The organism is Dictyobacter aurantiacus, assembly GCF_003967515.1.
Lineage (GTDB): Bacteria > Chloroflexota > Ktedonobacteria > Ktedonobacterales > Ktedonobacteraceae > Dictyobacter > Dictyobacter aurantiacus.
This window is the reverse complement of sequence record NZ_BIFQ01000001.1, coordinates 5,730,652-5,751,643: the sequence shown is the minus strand read 5'-3', so window position 1 is coordinate 5,751,643 and position 20,992 is coordinate 5,730,652. Positions and strand designations below refer to the sequence as shown.

Below are 20,992 nucleotides of genomic sequence, written 5' to 3'. Positions count from 1 at the left end.
GTTTGCCGAGGCCCACACAGGCCGTTTCAGCCAGGCGTATCAGGAAGCGAAATCACTTCCTGCCTCCAGTTGCCAGAGGCTAACCTCGGCACGCGTTGGCCCTACGGCCACCAGCAGAGGCCGATAGGGATGCCAGATAAATCCATTGCCATGGATCAGGCCAGGCAATGGCACTGTTGCCCGCCAGGTCCAATCAGGAGTATGCCAGATTAAGACCTGACCGGGGCGGCCTTTGTAAACACTAGCAGCCAGATACATGCCATCATTCGACCACGCCAGGGCGTGAAGAAACGGGGCTGGCAGCCCCTGCAACGTCTGCCGAAGTTTCCCACTATCCCTATCCCACAGCCGAATCGTCGTATCCGTGGAGCCGGTGGCCAGTTGCCACCCATCCGGCGACCACTCCACAGCTCTGACCCAGCCTTCATGTCCGCGCAGCACATGGTGGAGTTGCCCATTGCTGCCATCCCAGATGCGCGCGACATTGCCGGTCGTGCTGGCGGCCAGGCGCGTCCCATCCGGCGACCACCCCAGCGACCAGACCTTGTCCTGGTCCCCTTCCAGCTTATGCAAAAGCTGCCCAGTATATCCATCCCACATACGCACAATCCCGTCCGTCTGACCCGTGGCCAGCATCCTCCCGTCAGGCGACCACGCCATCGGCGACTTTAGACCTTCGTTGTGCCCAGGCACCTCATAAAGCACATTCCCATTGCCGCCATCCCATACACGCACCTCCCAACCCACAGACCAACCAGCCAGGCGCGTCCCATCGGACGACCACGATAGTCGCCACAGCCCGGCGTGATGCCCTTCCCGGCATGTCAGTAGTTCACCACTTCCGCTGTCCCATATCCAGGCCTCGGTACTGAAGCCGAAAGCCAGTCGTCGCGCGTCGGGTGACCAGGCCAGTGCTTTGATGGAGGATGGATAGATTGGGGAGACATACAGCAGCTCGCCGCTGTGCGTGTTCCAGATGTGTAGTCTCGCTTCATCGGCGGAACCGGTAGCCAGGCGCGTCCCATCCGGCGACCAGGCAATGGTGACTACAAAGTTTTCCCGCCCCTGAAAGACGCGTAGCAGCCGAACACCACGTGGCGATGCACCCTGCGGCTGCCGCCCCATATCATCTACAGACATCGATACAGGCTCCTAATCAAGGTCTTTGGCCATGACGATGTTGGTGGCCACGTAGCCAAGTTTCTGGTACATCGCCAGGGCGGGCTGGTTGTGACCGAAGACGTGCAGACCTATCCTGCTGAGGCCGAGGTCACGCACCTTCTTCTCCATTTCGAGGAAGGCCTGTGAGCCGTAACCCTGGTGGCGATACTCCTCATCAATGCGGACATCATAGACAAAGGCGGCATGCTGGCCCGCGCGTGCCTCTCGCGCAAACCAGAGTATGCCCACCTTGCGCTGGTGGTCCGGGTCGACGATGGTGAACAGGTATTGGTCGGGCGAGGCAACCCCGTTCGGCAGCAGCTCGGCGTACTGTTTTCTGGACTGCTCCAGCGCCTCCTCCTGGGACCAGCGTCCGCTCTTCACGTGCTCCTGCGCGTAATCGGCCACCGCGAAATCCAGATAGCTCTGAAAATCCACTTCGCTCATGGGCTCTAAAATAACCATAACTTGCCTCTCTCTGTATTCAACGCGATGACGCTGACGCGCCCAACGTGTTACTGTATAGAGTGGTAGGATCCTACCACTCTATACAAATCTATTCTGACTGCTGGGGATGACGACGCGATGTAGGGGAGCCAGCAGGCAGCAGAAACTGCAGGCCGTCGGCCAGCGAGCCGCGCCAGCAGGCGTAGTCATGACCACCAGCAAACTCGCGATAACACAGGTCGTATCCTTTGTCCTGCAGCACGCTGCGCAGGTGGCGGTTGGAGAGGACCATGGCTTCATATGGCTCAAACAGACCAACCTCCAGATAGAAGCGTAGCGGCAGACGTTCGCGCTGATCAAACTGCTGTACCAGCCATTCGGGAGTGTGATCTTCTGGATGGGCCTTCCCCCACCAGTAAGAGCCAGACTGCGAGAGCACGTTGCCGAAGACCTCGGGCGCCTGCATGGCGGCATAGGCGGCGGCCAATCCACCATAGCTGGCGCCGGCGACAATGGTCCGCGCGGGATCGCTGGTGACGTGATAGCGTTCCCTGACCCATGGCAACAGCTCGCGCGTCAGAAAATCGACGTGCGGTTGATAACAGGGCAGTTCGCGATTGCGCGTCTGCTGATTCAGGCTATCAGGCACTACCACGACCAGCGGCGGGATCTTGCCGGCATGCAGCAGGTTCTCGATGATCGTTGGCGTCGGCACCACGTCAATATAGGCGATGCCATCAAAGCAGACCAGCAATCCGTAAGGCTCGACACTCTCAGCACTGTATCCAGGCGGCGTATAGATCCAGACGCGGCGCTCATTCTCCAGAATAGAGCTCTTCAAGCGCTGCATCTCTACCTTACCGGCCGGCACATCACCATGTGGTGTAATCCAGGGCTGGGCCGGCGCGTCCGGCAGTTCGAGCAGAGAGAGGACCTGCAGGAAATCGTCCGGGTCCTCTTCATCTTTGGGGAACTCAAAACGCCGCGCGTTGAGCGGATCGGCCTGGAAGCCACGGATGCGCGCCCGGTAATCGGTCACGTCCTTAAAAGGTACCAGCGAGTCGTTGGGTGAAAACTGGTAGACCGAGCGTAGATCTGAACGTAATCGATAGGTTTTATACCAGAGATCGCTCTCGCCCAGCCGCTTCAACAGATGCTTCTCAATGTCATCGTCCGCCGCATAGCGCGCGAACAACACAACGTTGCGCGTCTGCGGCATGCCACGCCATACAAACGTCACCAGGCGCTCAGTGGGGTGATCGGGGATCGGCTCGACCAGCGGCGCTTGCCGCTCCTCAAGCTCTCTCCAGAACGATGACAGCGCGTCAGCACTGCCAGACTCTAGCTCACGCTTCAATTGGGCGATACGGGGGCTACTCTCTTCAGGCATCATGCCACCTTTTCTAGATGGGCGCTCAATATCGAGCGCCCACTGCACCTATTGCTCTAGAGACCTTTCATCTTTTCCAAAAGCTCTTCTATGATTCTACCACATCGTCCGGCGCATTATGGTCAGGCAGACGTCGACACCACCGGAGATAGAGCAGGGCGAGCGCGGCGGTGATCAGAGGAATGGCGATGGAGGCGCCAGCGAAGAAGAAGATGGCCAGGCACAACAGGCAGCTAGCGGCCGCCAGCCAGCGAGCAAGCCCCGCAAGCAGACGCGCGCCGGCGGCGGTTCCGACCACATAGGTCGCGATGCCCAGCGAGTTGGGGATGCTCAGCAGAGAGCCGGCACTCCAGTCCAGTAGATAGGTCGCGCCCAGCCCGAGCAGCGCCACTACGCCGATCGCCAGCAGCGAGCGTCTGGGCACCTCCTGCCGGTCGAGCCGCTCCAACCAGATGGGCAAGGCGCCGTCGCGTGCCAGCGCATAGCCCAGACGCGAGCTGGCCGCCACATAGGCATTGACGGTCCCCAGCGAGATCACCAGCGCCATCACGGCGGCGACAGTGCCCGCGCCCAGGCCCAGCGCGTCGCTCAGCAGCCGGGCCACCGAGACACGATCAAGGGCCAGCGTACCGTAGGTGCCGGTCCCGATGGTGGCGATGGCCACGCCCAGGTAGAGTATCGTCACCAGGGCCACGCTCCACAGCGTGCTGCGCGGCACATCACGCTCGGGATCGCTAAATTCAGCGGAGAGCTGGGCGATGGCCTCCCAGCCAAAGAAGGCAAAGAAGATCAACACGCCCGCCTGGCCGATCGCTGGGAGTCCGTGCGGCGCGAAAGGAGTCCAGTGGGCGGCCCTCATGCGCGGAAGAGAGATCAGCGTGGCGATCAATAACATCAGGGCGACACAGGCGCTCAGCAGCAAGGCCAGTCTTCCACTGACACGCAGACCGTAGAGGTTCGGGATGATAGCGATGATCAGGATGAACGCGGCGATCAGAAAGGTCGCGTCCCGCCCCAGGCGCAGGGTGTCAGCGATATAGTAGGCCCCCGTTAGCGGCACGATCATCTGCCCGACAATCGAAGCGATAAAGTAGAACCAGCCAGTCACGGCCCCGGTCGTCGAGCCGAAGGCACGCGCGGTAAAGGTGGCCACACCTCCAGCGTCGGGATAGCGGCTGGCCAGGGCCGCAAAGGTCAGGGCCAGTGGGATACCCAACAAGCAGTCAAAGATCCAGGAGAGGATCGAGGCGGGACCAGCCATGCTCGCGGCCAGTCCGGGCAGGAGCAGGACACCGGCGCCGATGACGGCGGCCACGTACAGGGCAATCGCCTGTGGCAGGCGGATACTGCGTACAACGCTTTGCTTCATCCCAGCACCTCCTCATCCCCTGACACACGTGCGTTCAGGGTGGAGAGGGCCAGCGTCGTCATGGTCGCCTGCACATCGGGCACGGCCCGGATGCGGTCGATCAACGCCTGCAGCGCCAGCGGCAGGGCCACCCTGACCTTGAGCAGCATGCACCACTCACCGGTCACGCGATGACACTCCTCCACTATGCTCTCCTGATTCCCCAGGCGCATCAAGAGCTGGCCAACCTCGTGGCACTGCGTCCCTGAGGTGCGCACCCAGATAAAGGCCGTAATCGGCAAACCAAGTGCTTCCCAATCGACCAGCGCCTGGTAGCCGCGCAGAATCCCTTGCTCCTCCAGCCGCTTGACGCGCTCATGCACCGCCGGCCGCGACAGGTGGACGCGCTGGGCCAGCGTCTCCTGGCTCAGCCGCCCATTGTCCCGCAACAGAGAAACAATCTTCCGATCAATCGCATCCATTCTGTATCCCTCGTTTCATCGATCAGCACAAACATTCTGTCGCTCACGATAGGATATAGCGGACGATAAGTCAATTATTTCTCAAAATGCCGACGAAACGTCGGAAAACCACGCAAAAAGGAGGCAATCAAGGATCGCCGACCCACTAAACGTCGGCACCGCTGACCCTGGATAAAAAGGAGAGGACGGCCTGGTTGAACTGCTCGGGCCGCTCCATGCTGACCATGTGCGCGACCCCCTCGATCACCAGCAGTTGCGCTCCGTTGATACGGCTGGCAAGCAGCTGGCTCAGCTCCAGTTTGTCGGGGAGATCATAGTCGCCGACCACAATCAGGGTAGGCACACGTACCTCGGCCAGCCGCTCGATGGCCGGCGGCTGCAGCTTTACAAGTTCGGCTCCATCGGGGACCGGAACGGTGAAGGCGTGGCGCTGCATGGCGCGGACTCGCTCGCGCACGCTCGCATCTACCTGCTCGGGCGTGCGCCGGGGACCATCCACCCATACGCGCACATTGAGGTCGGAGGCCGCGTCGAGGTCGTCACGCTCCAGGTACGCCTCCTCTTCCTCCTGGAAGCGCTTTACCGCCTCCGAAGGCTGCGTGCCGCTCACACTGGGCGCGACCAGCACCAGCGAGCGCACCATCTGTGGATGCGAGAGCACGAAATCAAGCGCGACCAGTCCACCGAACGAGATGCCGACGACGTGCGCGCTCTCAATACCGAGAGAAGTGAGCAGCTCGACGGGATCCTCGTGGTAGGCAAAAGGGCCGGCAGGGTATTGAGACTGACCATAGCCACGCTGATCGTAGCGGATGACGCGATAGTGCCGCGCGAAGACGGCGAACTGCTCGTCCCACATGCGGCTATCGGCGATCCCAGCATGGATCAGTAGCAACGGCTCACCCTCTCCGGCGACCTCATAATACAGTGGGGCCCCCTGGGCCTGTAAAAAACCTGTCTGTGAATTGAGTTCTGTCACAATAATCTCCTTGATATGCTGTTCTGCCACGACACAAAAAGGCAGCAGAGTATGGCGGACTGCAACAATACAGCCCCTCACGACGGGGAATAGATGGGTTTATTGAGGATTTCAAGAGGCAGAACTTAATTCACTGGCGTGCAAGGTGCACAGTTCCGTCTCATCCTCGAAGTATTAGTCAACATCACTGCGCACCTCCTTTCTTTCTGTTCTTACTATACGCGACCAGTATAACTCAACCGTCTAGCTTATGCAACAGCTCCCTGGCTCCTCAACAACAACCAATCCATACACCCGGCATCTTTTCTTTTTTTAACCCGGATTGCTTTAGCACAATTAAATTGTGCACAACCAGATTGTGTGCCACCAGATGCAAAAAAATGTACATTGTATCGCTTGCCCGTGATCTTCAGACGAATATCAAAAAGCCCTGGGTGTTCACAGAGGGTGCACATCATTTTTTTGCGCAGAGAGACGGCGAAAAAATGAATGGCACCCGTCTGTTGGTCTGCTAGGGGATCAAGGACTCGCCGTCACCGGACCCGGCCTGGGCGTCAGCTTGCTGGTGCTGGTCTCCTTGATCCCACTGCTCATACGCACAAACAAACAGAGAACGGTCTAGACGCGCCCCGCATGGGCACCTCACCGGCGCCAGTGCTGGTGAGGTGCCCACACTCAGGCGGTCCCCGCGAGGCCGAAGCTGTGGATCAGCTCCGTGTTGAAGTCGCGCTGCAACAATTCATCCCAGAACAGTTGATGCGCCGACTGGATGCTATCTTCCACGGCCAGAGCCAGTGTCAGGCTTTCACCCTCGCATAGCGCGAAGCGGGCCCGCAGGGTAGGATGCCATTCCTCGGCATCCTGCACGATCTCAATTGAGAACGGCGCCCGCATGCGCACGTCGGATAGCACCAGCACCACATGCTGCAGGCCTCCGGAAATGAACGCGCCCATGCTATCAGGGCAGAGCACGACCTCTGCCGGGACGGTGGCGTTGTGCGGCGTCGCTTTAAGGTCCATGGTAACTGACATACTACCATACGTGCATTCGATCATACGTATCAGACATCGATGGGGTCTGCACACGTTAACCCGATTTATGGTAATGACTTTGCGCGGCCATGCCTGCAGGGTCCCCATAGGTATAAAATCAGTCAGTTCTACCGCGCCTGCCGCGCGCACAAAGCTTGTTTGCAGCGCGCTGGTGCGGTGGAGATAGCGCTGCAGGCCACGCTGCGGTCCATCCGTCGGCGCGATCTGAAAGTATCCCCCATGCCGCTCATCCAATAATCGAGACAGGATGGCCGGGCTATCAAAATCCGGCAGACAGGCCCAGTCGATCGAGCCATCCGGCGCGATCAATACGGTCGCATGGCTATCACCGACGACGCCATAAGCATTGATCAGTGAATATATCTGGTGAGATTCGTTTCCCCACTCCATAACGCACCTTCTTTCTACCAACTCTCTCACTTCACTATTGCTAAATGCGTATGTACATCACGCGCATCCCTTTTGACCCACGGACCTCCCTACTACAAGTAGCAAGATGGCCGCGATCAGGATCGGTACCACGTCCGGCCAGGCCGCGCCGATCCGCACCAGGGGAGGCTGACCCGCGAAGACGGAGCGCGCGCCATAAATGAAAGGGACCAGCAGCAGAACATACAGCAGGTTGTTCAGCACGCGATACCACAGTTGATCGCTTCTCCGTCCAAAGGCCAGCTTGAAGCCTCCGCGCACACCCACCAGCAGCAGCGCCGCGATCAGCCACAGCCTGAACCCGGCCGCGTTCCCTTTGATTCCCACCAGGTAGCCGTTCGCACCCAGCGTCAAATTGACATAGCTGCCATACAGCATGATCGAGAGTCCCACGATCAGCAGGAGCTCTATCAGTAGTTGTGACGGGACCCGGCGCCATCCTCGAACGCCCTCACAGCGTTCTTTCAGCCCTTCACGACCTACCAGGATCAGCATGCCCGGAATGGTGATGCCCAGGAAGCTAATCCAGCTCCACTGCGGGGCCTTGAGATCGGCCAACACCAGCTGCGACAGCGCGATCCCGAATAAGATGGTGCCGGTAATTAGCTGCACCCCATCGCGCACCATGTCGGAAAACCTGATCACACCACGCCGCCGCGCGGCGCTGAGGGATCTGGCCAGGACCAGTGCACCACTACCGGCGATCAGTCCGGCCAGTACGGTAATAAACTGGGCCAGGGCGAACGTGGGGGTCGTGTAGCCTTGATGAAATGCCGGTATCGCCACACCCAGGTAGAGAAAGGACACCGCCAGGGCGAGATCACCCGCCAGCAGGACCCCTCCGGCTGTCTGCTGCTCTTTGAGCATCAGCTCACTCCACATCAGCAAACTGGCCACCAGCATCGATAGGCTCAGCACAACCTCGATCCCCTTGATGAGCACGCTGCCGTTGGTCAAAAAGAGCAGGGTTAGCATAGTAATCCCTATCAAGGTATGGGCGCCCGCGTTCACGAAACCGTATCCTCGCGCCAGCCGTTGCGCCGAAGAGGCATCCTGGCTATATTCGATCCTATCTATCGAGAGTGGCTTATCCATTCAAATCTTCTCCTTCAAACCAGACAATCCGTACCCGCCCCCAGCCATTAAACTCCATCCAACGGTACAACAACGCATATGGTGACGCTAGCATCTACCCGGTTCTCTTTTTCCTTCACCTCTCCAGACCGATATTTGCAAAATTTATTCCCCTATCCATTGCAGATTGGGACATCAAAAATTAAATCGCTACAGTAAAAGTAGAAATAGATATAAAAATGGTGTATGCTGATACGGGAGTCAACCAGGGATTAAGCACAGAGTCAATTTTGTACTGGTGCATGCGGTGCGCATCCGCGCACCGCATGCACCAGTACAAAAAAACGCTGCGGCCGCGTAGCGGACGCGCGTGTGGGGCTATCATATGTCCCACCAGGAATAAAATCTGCTTAGAGCCAGTCTCTTTTACAAGGAATAAAAGTCAAAAAAGTCAGTCCCTTTCAGTGGAAGGTAAAAAGGTGCGTAAGTGCAACCGCATGACCAACGCTTACGTTTTGAGCAGCTCATCTTACCGCACCTGGACGCAGCATACAACCTGGCGCGCTGGCTCACCCATAATGACCAGGATGCGCAAGATATGGTGCAGGAAGCATGCTTACGAGCCTTCAGATTTTTGCAGGGGTTTCGGGGTGGAGATAGCCGCGTCTGGTTGCTGACCATTGTACGCAATACCTGTTATACCTGGCTGCAACAGCGGCGCTTAGATGAGCAGACGGTACCATTTGATGAAGCGCTACACGATAGAGAAAGTGATGTGCTGAATCCGGAAGTGCTGCATCTGCGCCGCGTCGATCAGCAGAAGCTCGGTGCTGCGCTGGCGGCCCTGCCGTTCGAGTTTCGTGAGGTCATGGTCTTACGCGAACTGGAGGAGATGTCGTACCGGGATATCAGCATGATCGTGCATATCCCGCTGGGAACGGTAATGTCACGCCTGGCGCGGGCGCGTAAGCAGCTGCAGCGTTATCTCGCGCAGCGGATGGACGAAGAAGGAATACGATGAATTGTACAGAAGCGCAGCGCTTTTTGCATGCCTACCTGGATAACGAGCTAGATATCGCCTATAGCGTCGAGATCGAACGCCACCTGGCAACGTGCGCGGCATGCCGGGAAAGTTATGATGGGTATCAGGCGCTACGCGCTGCCATCAAGGGGGGCCCTCTGTATTTTACCGCGCCTCCACAGTTACGCCAGCGCGTGTCGTCATCGCTCCATCTGCGCGATCGCGCAACCTTCATAACCCGGGCTACCTTGTGGCGCGGCCTCAGCGTAGCGGCGGCATGCCTGATCGTGGCGGCCCTGGCGGTCCTTCTCACTGGCCTATGGCGTGGCGGCCCTACTACTCCACCCGGAGGTGGGGGAAGCGCTCTGTCGCAACAGGTGTTTGATAACCATATGCGCTCGCTCACAGCCAATCACCTGGTGGATATACGTTCCTCCGATCCCAATACCATCAAGTCATGGTTTCAGGGCAAACTCAACTACACACCGTACATCTACGATATCAGCTCCGATGGCTATACGTTGGTCGGAGGTCGCCTGGATTACCTGGACAGAAAAAACGTGGCCGCCATCGTCTACCAGTATCAGGGGCATATCATTAATTTCTTCCTCTGGCCCACCACCCAGGGATCGGCCCCCATTAAGATGAACACCATCCAGAGCACTCACCTGGCCAACTGGCGTGAAGAAGGCATGAACTGCTGGGTCAGCTCCAACGCCAGTCCGGACGCGATCCAAAAATTTGTCCGCCTGCAGCAATCGTGGGAGTAGACAGGCATGAAGCAGCTGCTTTTACCCTGAAAAAGGGGGGGCTCGGGCCGCGAACGTTGCGCGCCTTCGGCGCGCAATTTTTTTATGAGTGACTGCAACACCAGGGGCGCATACATGCGCCCCTGGTGTACTCATGGAATGTGTTTGACTTCCGTCATGTTGAGGGCACGTGAGCGCCCTCGCACGGGCGTCCGCTGCGCGGTCGCACTGGGTTTTGTGTATTGGTGCAGCAGGGGCGCTTTCGCGCCCCTGCTGCACCAATACACCATGGACGTGTGAGCACCAGAGGAGCGAAAGCTCAGGCGTGCCGCAGGCGATGATCATGAGCTTGTCTAACTCTCAGAATCATCGCCTGCGGCACTCACACGTCCGTTTTATGTTGGTGCATCGCGTGCGCGAATGCGCCCCTGCTGCACCAATACACCATGGACGTGTGAGCACCAGAGAGCGAAAGCTCAGGCGTGCCGCAGGCGATGATCATGAGCTTGTCTAACTCTCAGAATCATCGCCTGCGGCACTCACACGTCCGTTTTATGTTGGTGCATCGCGTGCGCGAATGCGCACGCGATGCACCAACATAAAAAACCAGTGCGTCCGCGCAGCGGACGCCCGTGTGGGGGCGCTCAAGTCCCCACCAGAGATTAAAAAAACGGCTTTGCCGTATTACCTCAACTATGGTATAGTTAGCACATTACTATGCTTTTCTTTGAACTATCGTAAAATTACTGTTTTAGGGTACAACTACATGCCTGAAGAAATTGAGATCCTCCCGGTTGACATCCATCTACCTGGCCTGCTCAAGGTATTGGGCGAACACCTGTATTCTGATCCGCGCGTAGCGGTGCGCGAATTAATTCAAAATGCCCACGATTCCTGCGTGCGACGTCGACAGGAGGACACGCACGTGGCACGCGAGTATACGCCGAAAATCACGGTCTCCATCGACAGCGCCAATCAGCAGCTATTGATCGAAGATAATGGATCAGGCCTGACCCGTGACGAGATTACGGTCTTCCTGGCGACGGTGGGACGCGGCTATACACGCGAGCTGCGCGAGCGGCTCGGCAACGCGCGGCGCGAGGAGGCACTGGACCTGATCGGGATGTTCGGCCTGGGCCTGCTCTCATCCTTTATGATCGCCTCACGCATCGAAATTACGACATGTAGCTATCAGGCGCCGACCGAGGCATGGCGCTGGATCTCGGAGGGCGGGCAGAGCTACGCCTTGCGCCAGGCGACGCGCGCGGCGGTCGGGACGACGGTACTGCTGGATCTGCGCGAGGATGCCCGCTTCCTGCTGGATGCCAGCATCCTACGCCCGGTGCTCAAGTCGTACGCGGCCTTCCTGCCGATCCCGATCTATGTAGGCGAGGACGCGACCCCGGTCAATAACGCGCCCGCTCCATGGCTGGTGGACAGCGATGACGATGATGAAGAGCCGCGCGTTGCCCGCACGGCCCGCTACATGGCCTGGATCGAGGAGCGTACTTCGGTGCGCCCGCTGACGGTGCTGCCGCTAAGCGATGTGCGAGCCGAGGATGGGACGCTCATCCCGTTGCGCGGGGTCCTGTTTGTGCCGCCGCGCTCGATCGTGTCGATTCAGGAGTATGGAGATGTCACGGTCTATGTACGTCACATGCTGATTACCGAGCGCGAGCGCGATCTGCTGCCGGCCTGGGCACGCTTCGTAAGCGGGATCATCGATTGCCCTTCCCTCAATCCCACGGCCAGCCGCGAGACGCTGCGCCATGATGAGCTGTTCGCGGCGGTACAGGCGGCCCTGGAGAAGGCACTCTTCGCCCATTTTGAGCACTTAGCGGACCACGCTCCACTGGACTGGCAGGCCATCGTGCAGGCGCATAACGACCTGATCAAGGGCTGGTCGGTACGCGCACCCGAGCTATTTACACGCGTGGCCGACCTGGTGAGCTTCAAGACCAGCCGGGGAGAGCTGACGCTGCCGGAGTATCTGCGCGAGAATCCCGGTCGCATCTTCTACTACGATAATGAAGATGGGGTAACGCAAGCCCTGGCCCTGTTTGAGGCGCGCCGGCTGGCGGTGATCGATGCCCGCTGGTTCGCCGATACCGCCTTCCTCAAGGCCTATGGGCAGATCTACGGGGTCCCGGTTGAAGAGCTGACGCCGTCGGCCAGCTATTTATTCGCGCCGGTTGAGGATCCCGAGCAGCGCTGGCAGGCCCTGGTCGAGGCCTGCCGCGCCGAGGGCTTTCCGGTGCGCCTGCTGGCCTATGAGCCTGAGCACCTGCCGATGATCCTGCTCTATCCGGCAGGAGCACAAAAGATACGCCGCGCGCAGCATAATATGGAAGAGGGGCGCTTCGTCGGCCCCATTCGCTCGCTGGTGCGTGGCTTCCTGGAGCGGCAACAGGTCGACGAAGCGGTGATGAAGGGTGTGCTGCACCTGAACGCGCGCAATCCCCTGCTGCGGCGCATCCGCGACCTGGGACCCGCGCATCCTGGCTTTACGGCCCTGCTCAGCATCCTGGTGGCCAACGCGCGCATGTTCGCGGGCCAGAATCTGTCGGCGCAGGATGCGATCGCTTGCTTTGAGCAGATCAATACCGCCCTGTCCAGCCTGGCCGGCCTGGACGGTGGCGTCCCGGACGGACAGCACGCGTTGACGAGCGTGATGCTGACCTCCCTCGGCCTGCATCCCGAGGCGGCGGGACGCCTGAGCGCGGAATATGAGACGGTGGAGGGGCTGCTGGCCGCCAACGTTCAGCAGGTGGCCGAGCGACTGCGCATCTCACCACTCCTGCTGGCGACGATCTGCGAGGAATTGCGGCGCCAACCGGCCACACAGACGGGATCGATACTCTCGTTGACGGATGCCAGAAATACGCGCGCGACGCGGGCACATGAGGAGGAAAATAACGATGCTCAATAGCGGCGATCCAACCAATATCTGGGCCTGGATAGAAAGTGATGAGAAGCGGCTGGAGAAGAAAGGGGGCCGCTGGCAGGCAATCCTGGAAGGCTACTATGATTTCTGGCGCAACTATCACAGCGATCATATCGGGGCCGAGCTGGCGATCAACCAGGCGCTGGAGGCGGCCCGGGAGACCAGGGAACTGAAATGGGAGCTGCACCTGCGCCACTGGCGTCTGCAGCTCTGGCTGAGTCAGCAACAGGTGAAGCGCGCCCTGCCCGAGGCGGTGGATCTGCTTTCCCTGGCCACGGACCCGCAGGTGCGCGATGTGCCACAGCGCATCTGCGCCTACCACGATATCGTCGAGTGCTATGTCTCGATGGACGCCGCTGGCTACTATCAGGAGATCGTGGAGAACTCACAGGACGTGCTGGCGCAGCTCCCCCGGCGCCATCCCTGCGCGACCTGCGCGCGCTCCAACCTGGCCCGCACCGCTGCGGCCTCCGGACGCACCGAGGAGGCCGAGCACTGGCTCAACCAGACCCGGGCGTCGCTGTCGGAACGGCGGCACGCCAGCCTGGTAGAAGGCTTCGGCGATAAATATGCCCTGATCGGCAAGTGGGATGAGGCCGAGATGCATTATCTTGAGGCCCGCAATCTGGCCAGCAGCCACAAGCAGGCGGACAGCTATCTCAGCGCCACGCTGAGCCTGGTTCAGGTCTATGTCGAGCAGAAGAATTACCCACGGGCCTCCGAAGCACTCAACGAGGGGCGCCAGCTGCTCAAGTCGTATGGGGGCACCTACCTGCTCGCGCGCCAGCTGGAGGTCGAAGGACGCTTTATCGCGGCGGCGGCCGAGCAGAAAGAGGAGGCGCTGGACTTCCTGACGCGAGCCGCCAGCTTCTATCTTGAGCTGGGGCGCTACCGCGATGCCGCCGATACCGCCCTCTACGCGGCCGAGCTGGCCCGCACGCACGCTCTGACACAGCCAGAGTCGGCGCTGGCGGTCGCGGCCCGCGCCGTCGGACAGCTTCCCCCAACGTCGCAGGACCTCGCTGAGCGCCTGGCCTCATTTGGGCGCGAACCCCTGCCACCTGAGAGCGAGGGACAGGAGGCGCTGACGGCCGAGCAGGTTGACCGCAACGAGCTGACGGCCATGGAGGAGCTCTTGCGCGCCCATATCGAACGGCATCACTTCAGCGATACCTGCGTCACCCTGTCTCGCATCGGCCGCTGGTATGGCAATCACGAACAGATGCGCGCCGGCATCGATTACCTGATCTTCAGCGCGGCCCTTGAGCGCCTGCTGAAGCTGTCCCAGGAAGAGCGGCAGGACGCGCTGGGGGTCCTGAGTAATCTGAACGAACGCCTGCCCGATGGCGCGGTGGAGGCGGCCCTGAGCGCCAGCGAGGCGGGTCCTCCTTCCTGGCTCACCCCCCTGCTCAAAGATATGCCGCCCGAGCGCTGGCAGTGGATCATTCGCTGCCTGCGGGCGGAGATCGCGGGCCAGCCAGTGGTCGAGCCGGAGCCAGAAAATGGGGGCTCACAGGACAACTTTTATTCCTGGCTCAACCACAACGGCAGCATGACCGCCCTGATCCTGCGCTTCTCGGACCAGGTCGAGCCGGTCGAGCGCGAGCAGTGGGCGCGCTCGATGGATGAAAGCGCGCGCGAGATCGAGCAACACATCCAGCAGTTGCGCCAGCAGCAACCGGATATCCCCGAGCAGGCGCTCGAACCGGCCACCATCGTCCGGGGCTTCGCCGCCCTGACGCGCGGGGCCAGCGTCGCGGAGGCCGAGGCCCTGGTCGCCCCTACCTACGTCTCGCTCATCAGCCAGACCGCCGAGATGGCACAGACCCCCATCTGGTTCCATCCCGAGTCCTCGCCACTCGACTTTCTGGTCGAGCAGATGTCCCAGAAGGCGGTGCGCGCCCTGCGCCACTACGATGAGAACCGTCCCACACGCCTGGCCAACCTGGCCCTGCGCTACCGGCTGATGACCATCGATCTGCGCAAACACGAGCCTCTCAGACCCATCGCCGACTTTCTCGATGCCCTGCGCGCCCTGGTGCTCAGCGATGGGCAGCAACTACCCACACGCGACACGCCGCTGGAAGCCCCCTTCGACGCCGTGCTGGCCGCCGTTATGACCGCTGGACAAAACACGAATCCAACCGAATAATATCCCCGCCTGTCTGCATCCAGGTGTATGAATGGATGCAGGCGGGCGGACACTATTTACCGGCCAGCTCACGCGCCGTGCTGGCGCCATAGAACGCGGATTCGAGCCGCGAGGGATGCAGCTTTCCGCTCAGCCCGAAAAATTCGCAGAAGCTCATAATCAAGGGATTCCATTTCTCGGGATCGATGTAGTGATCGGTGCCGGGGATCAGTAGCTGCTCGTCGATATGAACGCGCACGATGCGCATCTCAATCGCCTGGATACTCCCGTTCTGCTCGTCAAAGCCGTACGCCCGCTCAACCAGCGCCTCCAACTGCACCGGGCACTCGGCCACCAGCGGCGCGTTCACCAGGTCCGCCGGCTGCGGCGTCAGTCCAGCCACGCCAAATTTATCAGGCTCATAGCGATAACCGATGTGCTGCTTGCTCTCCGGCACCGGATCGCGCCCCGTGGTCAAAGCCAGTCGATCGACGGCCGCCACCAGGTCCGCCGAAGGCAGGTTGAGGACGCCCTGCCGCTCGCGCAGCAGATTCTCCACCGTCATCGATCTGCCACTCATCCCCAGCATACACGATTGGTTTAGCCACCAGGCCGACGACATCGGAGCCAGGTTCGGTGAGCCATCCACGTTGCGCGTACTGATCAAGACCACCGGCGTACCAAAATAGAGGATATGCGGTTCAATCACCCTATGCATCTTCATGCTCCCATTCATATATCTGCTCACGGCACATCCACCCCCTATCCTCACTCTTCATCACCCGATCAGCGCGGAAGCGCCGTATTTCATGCAGCAAGCATAATGCATCAGCCATCAGATACCTATCCGCTTCTTGCGCTCCAAATTTTCACCGTTCCATCCCATGTGCCCACACCAGCATCAGCGCGCCACACCCACCCGACCTGTTTCTCTTTTTGGCGGCATAGGTGGCCCTCAATTAAATTGTGCACAATTTAATTGAGCACAGTATAACGTGCAAAAAAAGAAAAGATATCCACCCCATGCGTCGACCCGTTGGAACGGCATGCGCGAGCAAAACAACGTTGCTGTAGCATATAATCTATAGAGGTGAATGTTACATCTACGAAGAGCTATCGAACCCGTCGATCCCTTCTAATAAGTTAAGTAAAGCAATGAAGAATGTACCCGTACAGGTACATGACACGGTGAAAGGAAGGACTGAGAAGATGCGCGTCATTGCCCTGACCCAAAAGTGCATCGCCAGTGGATCTTGCGTACTGGCCTGCGGCCAGGTCTTTACCCAGAGCGAGAGTGATGGCACGGTTGAGATCCTGCAGGAACATCCACCCCTGGAATTGTTGCAGAAGGTCAGGTACGCGGCCGAAGCGTGCCCGGCCGAGGTCTTTGTCATTGAGGATGAGGAGAATACCTCGGAACTGACAGTGACCGCCGATGATCGGGAGGTAGAGGAGTAAAAGTTCTCGCGGGCTTTTGATATCAATTGAATCAGAGTGGTAAAGGGCGACCGACAGCCATCCAGCCATGTGCTGGTGACCCGATGGATTGGAAAGGATATATGAGTCAAGAACCTATCACACCAAACGTTGAAACTGAACAGCAAGATATCCCGAACTACCCATTTCCGTTTGCTCCCCATAGTCTGAGCATCCCTGCGGAGTATGAGCGCCTGCGCAATGAGTGCCCGGTGGCCAGGGTGCATATGCCCTATGGCGGCGATGCATTTCTGCCTACACGTTACCAGGATATCGCCAAAGCCTTCGGCGATCCCAAATGCGCTCCAATCCTGCGTTCGGATGGCGATGTTCCGCGCATGGAAGCAGGCGACGTTACGGGGACAAGCGCCAGCAACGATTCACTCTTTTCGGTCTCCGATGCCCGGCACAATAAGCTGCGGCGCGTGGTTACGCAGGCCTTTACGGTGCAGGCCGCCAATAAGCTGCGTCCGCGCGTTGTCGAGGTGACGCACGCGCTGGTGGATGCCATGGAGCGTTCGGGGCCGCCCGCCGACCTGTTCGAGGACTATGCCATCCAGACCCCGATGACGGTCCTCTGCGAGATGCTGGGCATCCCGCAGCGGGAGGAAAGATTCCTGCGCGAGTCGGCGCGCATCGCCCTGTCAACGGTGGCCAGTCCTCAGGAGCGCTATGCGCAGGCCATGAAGCTGAGGCAGTATCTGACGCCGATCATCACACAGGCACAAGAGGAGCCTGCAGATAACGTGCTGGGCCTGCTCGTGCGCGCGCAACAGCAGGGGGATCACGTGATGAAGGAGTCCGAGATGTATTCCTTTGCCATGGGGATGATCATCGCTGGCTTTGAGACGGTGAGCACCACCTTCACCAATTCGGCCTTCATCGTGCTGCAAGATCCCGAACTGCTCGCACGCTTACGCACACAGATCAGGGAGCCCGAGCAGTGGGGAAGCGCGATCGAAGAACTGCTGCGCGTCACCCCGATCGGACATGGCAGACCGCGCATCACGCGCGAGCCCGTCCAGTTTGGCGAGACGACCGTTCCCGCCGGGGAGGTGGTCTTCCTGTCGGCGGTCGCCGCTAACTATGATCCGGCCGTCTTTGCCGATCCCGATGAGATTCGCTTTGATCGCGAGATCAAACCTATCCTGAGCTTCGGACGCGGCATCCATGCCTGCCTGGGACAACAGATCGCCCGCATGGAGCTGCAGGTGCTGTGGGAAACCCTGCTCACGCGGCTGCCGACGATCCGCCTGGCGGTGCCTCCCGAGAGAGTCCCCTGGCGCGCGGATGAAACCCTGACGTTTGGACCCTCCAATTTACCCGTGGCCTGGTAAAACACACCATCCCCTGGCGCGGGAAGGGGCGTAACGACAGTTATGCCCCTTCAAACATACACATGCGAAGAATGACGATCAAGACCCGATATGTTCAACGTAGGTGCCGCATGATCTGCTCCATGACCTGACTCCGGCTACTCATCCGCCATTGATCATCGTGGTTATCCAGTTGATATAACGGGATACGCGGGCAAAATGCTCGACGCAGCTATACGTCCCAAGCGGGCGGCCATCCAGTCGCTGCCAGGAACTGACACCGGCCAGGTATAGACGAGAGTCGCGCCGGATGAAGGCGGGACCGCCACTGTCGCCGCGCCCACACACTCCCTCCAGCTCCGTTCCCAGCGGCGGAGCCTCGAAGCCCATTTTCAGACAGTATTCATCGACCTCATCGACTCGATTGGTAGCGCGGCGGAGATGCCGGTCTGAGCCCATTGCTCCACGCCTGCCATTGCCACATTCGCCCGACCCCAGCATCAGCACCTCTTGTCCAAGTTCATCATCATGCTCGTAGAGCGCGAAGGGGTCAATCCCCTCTACAGGCGCCGCCAATCCGACCAGCGCCAGATCAACGGTCCCCCCCGCCAACTCCGACTCGGTCGTCCATTCGTGCCGGAAGTCGGGGTGTATCACAACCCTGCCCAGCCGATAGCGCGCCCCACCCAGTTCAACACTCAAAGGGTGATCGGTCGGGATAGAGACAGCCACATGGGCCGCCGTCAGCAGCCATGTGGGGGCGATCAGCGAGGCGGCACTGTGGCCACGAAAAAAGCTGGTGATCCCCGGCCACTGCGCGGCATCGACCAGGCTCTCCCGGTCAGAGCGATCATGCCGAATGATCATTATACATTCTCCATATAAAAAGCAATTCAAGAATAAAAATACACATATCTCAATTTCATGAGGAATGTTGCATATGCCAATCTTTACCTTATTGGGAAGCGCCTCGCCTGGGGGAGCCAGCTGATCAAAGTCACTACCTGGAGAGCCTACGGCCCAGTTTCCCCTGGCGTGATATTACGCCAGGGGGAAACTGTGCTCCCGCTTGATGCGAAGAACTATTTTCTACAGACCGGTGGGGATGCTGGGGATGGCGAGCTGCCAGGGCGAATTATCAGCCAGCGGAGCATTGTCCTCACCAGGTTTCTTATCACCAGCATAGGTGTAGAGAGGATAGCCCTGGTAGAAAACCATCTGGCGCCCGAGGTAGTCGGTACCTACACTCAGTTTGCCGGGAAGTGGCGTAGTAGAGGTCGGAGTGCCTGTGCCTTTATAGAGCAGAGGATGCCAGGTTTTGGCGCAGGTGCCATCACAACTAAAGCCGCTTGCCCCCTGCCACTCATGGAGATACAACGTCATGCCCTTGATCGTGGTCAGCACGGTAATTGTGCTCCCTACAGCCTGGTGGGATGGAACCTCGCCCACCGAGACCACAACTGAAGACGAGGATTTTCGTGCTACATTGCCATTCGTCAATACATGGGACGCCGAGACCGCTGTATAGGTGCTGGCCATCGAGGGAGTGGACTCGCAGACCGCCAGCATTCCAACCAGCATCAGAGCGAGACCCAGGCTAACAAAGAGGGTTTTCAAACGCATAGTGTTTTTCTCCTGAGTTTGTACATAAGTTTTAAAAGAGAGGTTTTCAATAGACACAGAGGAGATATGGGCATCCAAAAACGTCTGCGTGGATTAAAGGATCACGGCGAGAAACATTCTCCTTTCCACTGCGTCTCCTGATGCAAACAAAAGAATATAGTGCCTACTGGTTAATGATAACATTACCTACAGGCGCATGTATGTGAAATACTTCACAAAATGCTTTTTTATCTGCTATGCCCTTATATATGGCCTTATCCACATATGCGCTCTCACGGCAATGCCTAAAAAAGGTTCCATTGTGTTACCCTGGAAAAATTGTTTCTTCCAAAACACCAAAAATACTCCAGCCATGGAAAAAATTGCGCACTTCGCCCCGGCTGCTACTGGCAAGAGGACATCACTCCCCTTATAATACTTATGGTAAAAAAACAGGAGCATTGGAGGGAAAAAGTTATGTTAAACCGACCCGCTGTCGGCGTAGGGGTGATCATCCAAAACGGTGACCGCGTTCTGCTCATGAAGCGCCGCAATTCGCATGGAGATGGGACGTGGTCGATGCCCGGTGGTCACCTGGAGTACGGGGAGTCGCCGCAGGAGTGCGCCATCCGCGAAGCGCAGGAAGAGGTGGGCGTGCTGATCGCCAATCCAATCTTCCGCACCATCACCAACGATATCTTCGAGCAAGAGGGCAAGCACTATGTGACCATCTGGATGGAGGCGACATATGTGTCGGGAGAGGCGCGCGTCAACTCTGCCCGCGAGATGTCCGAGGTCGGCTGGTTCACCTGGAACGACCTGCCCACCCCGCGATTCCTGCCGCTCCAACACCTGCTCGCCCAGGGCTATCTCCCATCGCAATAATCCGCTAGCGAGAAATGTGCCAGCGAGGGCAGTCGCAGATCGGCCTGCTCAAACGCGAGGTGCCGCGTTAAGGGATTGGGGATGGCAACGCAGAAGAGGCCAGCGCGCCTGACCGCCTTGCACACCATTGGGGGAATCCTCATATTTCAAAAACAAGAATGATTCATAATGGAGTATGTTCCGCGAACACGAACACATATCCCCGTAGGCGGCATAGGATTGCGCATTGAACGACACGCAGGGCACACGAAATGCAGCAATCCGGCCTTGTGCATGCCGCCCCCGTTCACGTACGGCATGCTGGCTTGCACGTCGCGATCTTCCACGTGATCACTTCGGAGGGACGTGACGACGGCGAGCACGCGGCATGCACAAGGCCGGATTGCTTCCGGGTTAGCAAACCAGCATCTCGAAAAGATCGCAATCCTATGCCGCCTACGGGATATATTCGTGTTCTGGCAAACGATTTTTACCCCTTCTTAATTTTGTGAAACCTCATGAGGTT

Annotated in this window: 19 protein-coding genes; 7 read left to right on the top strand and 12 right to left on the bottom strand. The window is 59.0% G+C overall.

Annotation, left to right across the window (positions count from 1 at the left end; all coding sequences use genetic code 11):
- Positions 1-39: 39 nt before the first annotated feature.
- The 8 genes from KTT_RS23185 to KTT_RS23150 all read right to left on the bottom strand — a co-directional run bounded on the left by KTT_RS23185 (position 40) and on the right by KTT_RS23150 (position 8,384).
- Entirely contained in the window at positions 40-1,140 is a 1,101-nt protein-coding gene (locus tag KTT_RS23185; protein WP_126598704.1) for a WD40 repeat domain-containing protein, read from the bottom strand.
- Positions 1,141-1,152: 12 nt separating this feature from the next.
- Positions 1,153-1,626: a GNAT family N-acetyltransferase gene (locus tag KTT_RS23180; RefSeq protein ID WP_126598702.1), complete on the bottom strand. Its 474-nt coding sequence runs from the start codon at positions 1,624-1,626 to the stop codon at positions 1,153-1,155.
- 91 nt (positions 1,627-1,717) lie between these two features.
- Positions 1,718-3,001 carry an enterochelin esterase gene (fes, locus tag KTT_RS23175; protein WP_126598700.1) on the bottom strand — a complete coding sequence of 428 codons (1,284 nt, stop codon included), beginning with the start codon at positions 2,999-3,001 and terminating at the stop codon, positions 1,718-1,720.
- 85 nt (positions 3,002-3,086) lie between these two features.
- The gene (locus tag KTT_RS23170; protein WP_218030968.1) at positions 3,087-4,367 is read right to left on the bottom strand and encodes an APC family permease; all 1,281 of its coding nucleotides are present in this window, start codon (positions 4,365-4,367) and stop codon (positions 3,087-3,089) included.
- A complete protein-coding gene (locus tag KTT_RS23165) occupies positions 4,364-4,828 on the bottom strand; it encodes an Lrp/AsnC family transcriptional regulator (RefSeq protein ID WP_126598698.1) in 465 nt (154 codons plus the stop codon). The genes KTT_RS23170 and KTT_RS23165 overlap by 4 nt, the downstream gene beginning before the upstream one ends.
- A 145-nt stretch (positions 4,829-4,973) precedes the next feature.
- Positions 4,974-5,807, bottom strand: coding sequence for an alpha/beta fold hydrolase (locus tag KTT_RS23160; protein WP_126598696.1), 834 nt, complete (start codon positions 5,805-5,807; stop codon positions 4,974-4,976).
- A gap of 675 nt (positions 5,808-6,482) precedes the next feature.
- Positions 6,483-7,250: a trehalase-like domain-containing protein gene (locus KTT_RS23155; RefSeq protein WP_126598694.1), complete on the bottom strand. Its 768-nt coding sequence runs from the start codon at positions 7,248-7,250 to the stop codon at positions 6,483-6,485.
- Positions 7,251-7,307: 57 nt separating this feature from the next.
- Positions 7,308-8,384, bottom strand: a complete 1,077-nt coding sequence (locus KTT_RS23150) for a hypothetical protein (protein ID WP_126598692.1) — start codon at positions 8,382-8,384, stop codon at positions 7,308-7,310.
- Between the two features lie 466 nt (positions 8,385-8,850).
- Here KTT_RS23150 and KTT_RS23145 point away from each other — a divergent pair, with 466 nt between their 5' ends.
- The 4 genes from KTT_RS23145 (at position 8,851) to KTT_RS23130 (ending at position 15,229) form a co-directional block, all read left to right on the top strand.
- Positions 8,851-9,384, top strand: a complete 534-nt coding sequence (locus tag KTT_RS23145; RefSeq protein ID WP_126598690.1) for a sigma-70 family RNA polymerase sigma factor — start codon at positions 8,851-8,853, stop codon at positions 9,382-9,384.
- The gene (locus KTT_RS23140) at positions 9,381-10,154 is read left to right on the top strand and encodes an anti-sigma factor family protein (protein WP_126598688.1); all 774 of its coding nucleotides are present in this window, start codon (positions 9,381-9,383) and stop codon (positions 10,152-10,154) included. The genes KTT_RS23145 and KTT_RS23140 overlap by 4 nt, the downstream gene beginning before the upstream one ends.
- A 745-nt stretch (positions 10,155-10,899) precedes the next feature.
- Complete coding sequence (locus KTT_RS23135) at positions 10,900-13,062, top strand: ATP-binding protein (RefSeq protein ID WP_160146068.1); 2,163 nt, start codon at positions 10,900-10,902, stop codon at positions 13,060-13,062.
- Positions 13,052-15,229 carry an ATP-binding protein gene (locus tag KTT_RS23130; protein ID WP_126598684.1) on the top strand — a complete coding sequence of 726 codons (2,178 nt, stop codon included), beginning with the start codon at positions 13,052-13,054 and terminating at the stop codon, positions 15,227-15,229. The genes KTT_RS23135 and KTT_RS23130 overlap by 11 nt, the downstream gene beginning before the upstream one ends.
- A 52-nt stretch (positions 15,230-15,281) precedes the next feature.
- Here the strand turns inward: KTT_RS23130 and KTT_RS23125 are convergent, their stop codons facing one another.
- Positions 15,282-15,926, bottom strand: coding sequence for a flavin reductase family protein (locus KTT_RS23125; protein WP_126598682.1), 645 nt, complete (start codon positions 15,924-15,926; stop codon positions 15,282-15,284).
- A 491-nt stretch (positions 15,927-16,417) separates the two neighbouring features.
- Between KTT_RS23125 and KTT_RS23120 the strand changes: the two genes are divergently transcribed.
- Both KTT_RS23120 and KTT_RS23115 read left to right on the top strand, forming a co-directional pair.
- The gene (locus KTT_RS23120) at positions 16,418-16,666 is read left to right on the top strand and encodes a ferredoxin (RefSeq protein ID WP_126598680.1); all 249 of its coding nucleotides are present in this window, start codon (positions 16,418-16,420) and stop codon (positions 16,664-16,666) included.
- A 101-nt stretch (positions 16,667-16,767) separates the two neighbouring features.
- A complete protein-coding gene (locus tag KTT_RS23115; protein WP_235845807.1) occupies positions 16,768-18,021 on the top strand; it encodes a cytochrome P450 in 1,254 nt (417 codons plus the stop codon).
- Between the two features lie 141 nt (positions 18,022-18,162).
- On the opposite strand, the gene KTT_RS23110 is transcribed toward KTT_RS23115, so the two are convergent.
- Complete coding sequence (locus KTT_RS23110; protein WP_126598676.1) at positions 18,163-18,867, bottom strand: trypsin-like serine protease; 705 nt, start codon at positions 18,865-18,867, stop codon at positions 18,163-18,165.
- Between the two features lie 222 nt (positions 18,868-19,089).
- On the bottom strand, positions 19,090-19,623 hold the full coding sequence (locus tag KTT_RS23105) for a COG4315 family predicted lipoprotein (RefSeq protein WP_126598674.1): 534 nt from the start codon (positions 19,621-19,623) through the stop codon (positions 19,090-19,092).
- A 456-nt stretch (positions 19,624-20,079) separates the two neighbouring features.
- On the opposite strand from KTT_RS23105, the gene KTT_RS23100 reads away from it, so the two are divergent.
- On the top strand, positions 20,080-20,487 hold the full coding sequence (locus tag KTT_RS23100; protein ID WP_126598672.1) for a nucleotide triphosphate diphosphatase NUDT15: 408 nt from the start codon (positions 20,080-20,082) through the stop codon (positions 20,485-20,487).
- Here the strand turns inward: KTT_RS23100 and KTT_RS36250 are convergent.
- Entirely contained in the window at positions 20,469-20,615 is a 147-nt protein-coding gene (locus KTT_RS36250) for an HAD family hydrolase (RefSeq protein ID WP_160146067.1), read from the bottom strand. The genes KTT_RS23100 and KTT_RS36250 overlap by 19 nt on opposite strands.
- Positions 20,616-20,992: the final 377 nt, after the last annotated feature.

Bases quoted from the DNA above. Each gene is read 5' to 3' on its own strand.
- KTT_RS23185 (WP_126598704.1), bottom strand. From the start codon at position 1,140: ATGTCTGTAGATGATATGGGGCGGCAGCCGCAGGGTGCATCGCCACGT.
- KTT_RS23180 (WP_126598702.1), bottom strand. From the start codon at position 1,626: ATGGTTATTTTAGAGCCCATGAGCGAAGTGGATTTTCAGAGCTATCTG.
- fes (WP_126598700.1), bottom strand. From the start codon at position 3,001: ATGATGCCTGAAGAGAGTAGCCCCCGTATCGCCCAATTGAAGCGTGAG.
- KTT_RS23170 (WP_218030968.1), bottom strand. From the start codon at position 4,367: ATGAAGCAAAGCGTTGTACGCAGTATCCGCCTGCCACAGGCGATTGCC.
- KTT_RS23165 (WP_126598698.1), bottom strand. From the start codon at position 4,828: ATGGATGCGATTGATCGGAAGATTGTTTCTCTGTTGCGGGACAATGGG.
- KTT_RS23155 (WP_126598694.1), bottom strand. From the start codon at position 7,250: ATGGAGTGGGGAAACGAATCTCACCAGATATATTCACTGATCAATGCT.
- KTT_RS23150 (WP_126598692.1), bottom strand. From the start codon at position 8,384: ATGGATAAGCCACTCTCGATAGATAGGATCGAATATAGCCAGGATGCC.
- KTT_RS23140 (WP_126598688.1), top strand. From the start codon at position 9,381: ATGAATTGTACAGAAGCGCAGCGCTTTTTGCATGCCTACCTGGATAAC.
- KTT_RS23135 (WP_160146068.1), top strand. From the start codon at position 10,900: ATGCCTGAAGAAATTGAGATCCTCCCGGTTGACATCCATCTACCTGGC.
- KTT_RS23130 (WP_126598684.1), top strand. From the start codon at position 13,052: ATGCTCAATAGCGGCGATCCAACCAATATCTGGGCCTGGATAGAAAGT.
- KTT_RS23125 (WP_126598682.1), bottom strand. From the start codon at position 15,926: ATGCATAGGGTGATTGAACCGCATATCCTCTATTTTGGTACGCCGGTG.
- KTT_RS23120 (WP_126598680.1), top strand. From the start codon at position 16,418: ATGCGCGTCATTGCCCTGACCCAAAAGTGCATCGCCAGTGGATCTTGC.
- KTT_RS23115 (WP_235845807.1), top strand. From the start codon at position 16,768: ATGAGTCAAGAACCTATCACACCAAACGTTGAAACTGAACAGCAAGAT.
- KTT_RS23110 (WP_126598676.1), bottom strand. From the start codon at position 18,867: ATGATCATTCGGCATGATCGCTCTGACCGGGAGAGCCTGGTCGATGCC.
- KTT_RS23105 (WP_126598674.1), bottom strand. From the start codon at position 19,623: ATGCGTTTGAAAACCCTCTTTGTTAGCCTGGGTCTCGCTCTGATGCTG.
- KTT_RS23100 (WP_126598672.1), top strand. From the start codon at position 20,080: ATGTTAAACCGACCCGCTGTCGGCGTAGGGGTGATCATCCAAAACGGT.
- KTT_RS36250 (WP_160146067.1), bottom strand. From the start codon at position 20,615: ATGGTGTGCAAGGCGGTCAGGCGCGCTGGCCTCTTCTGCGTTGCCATC.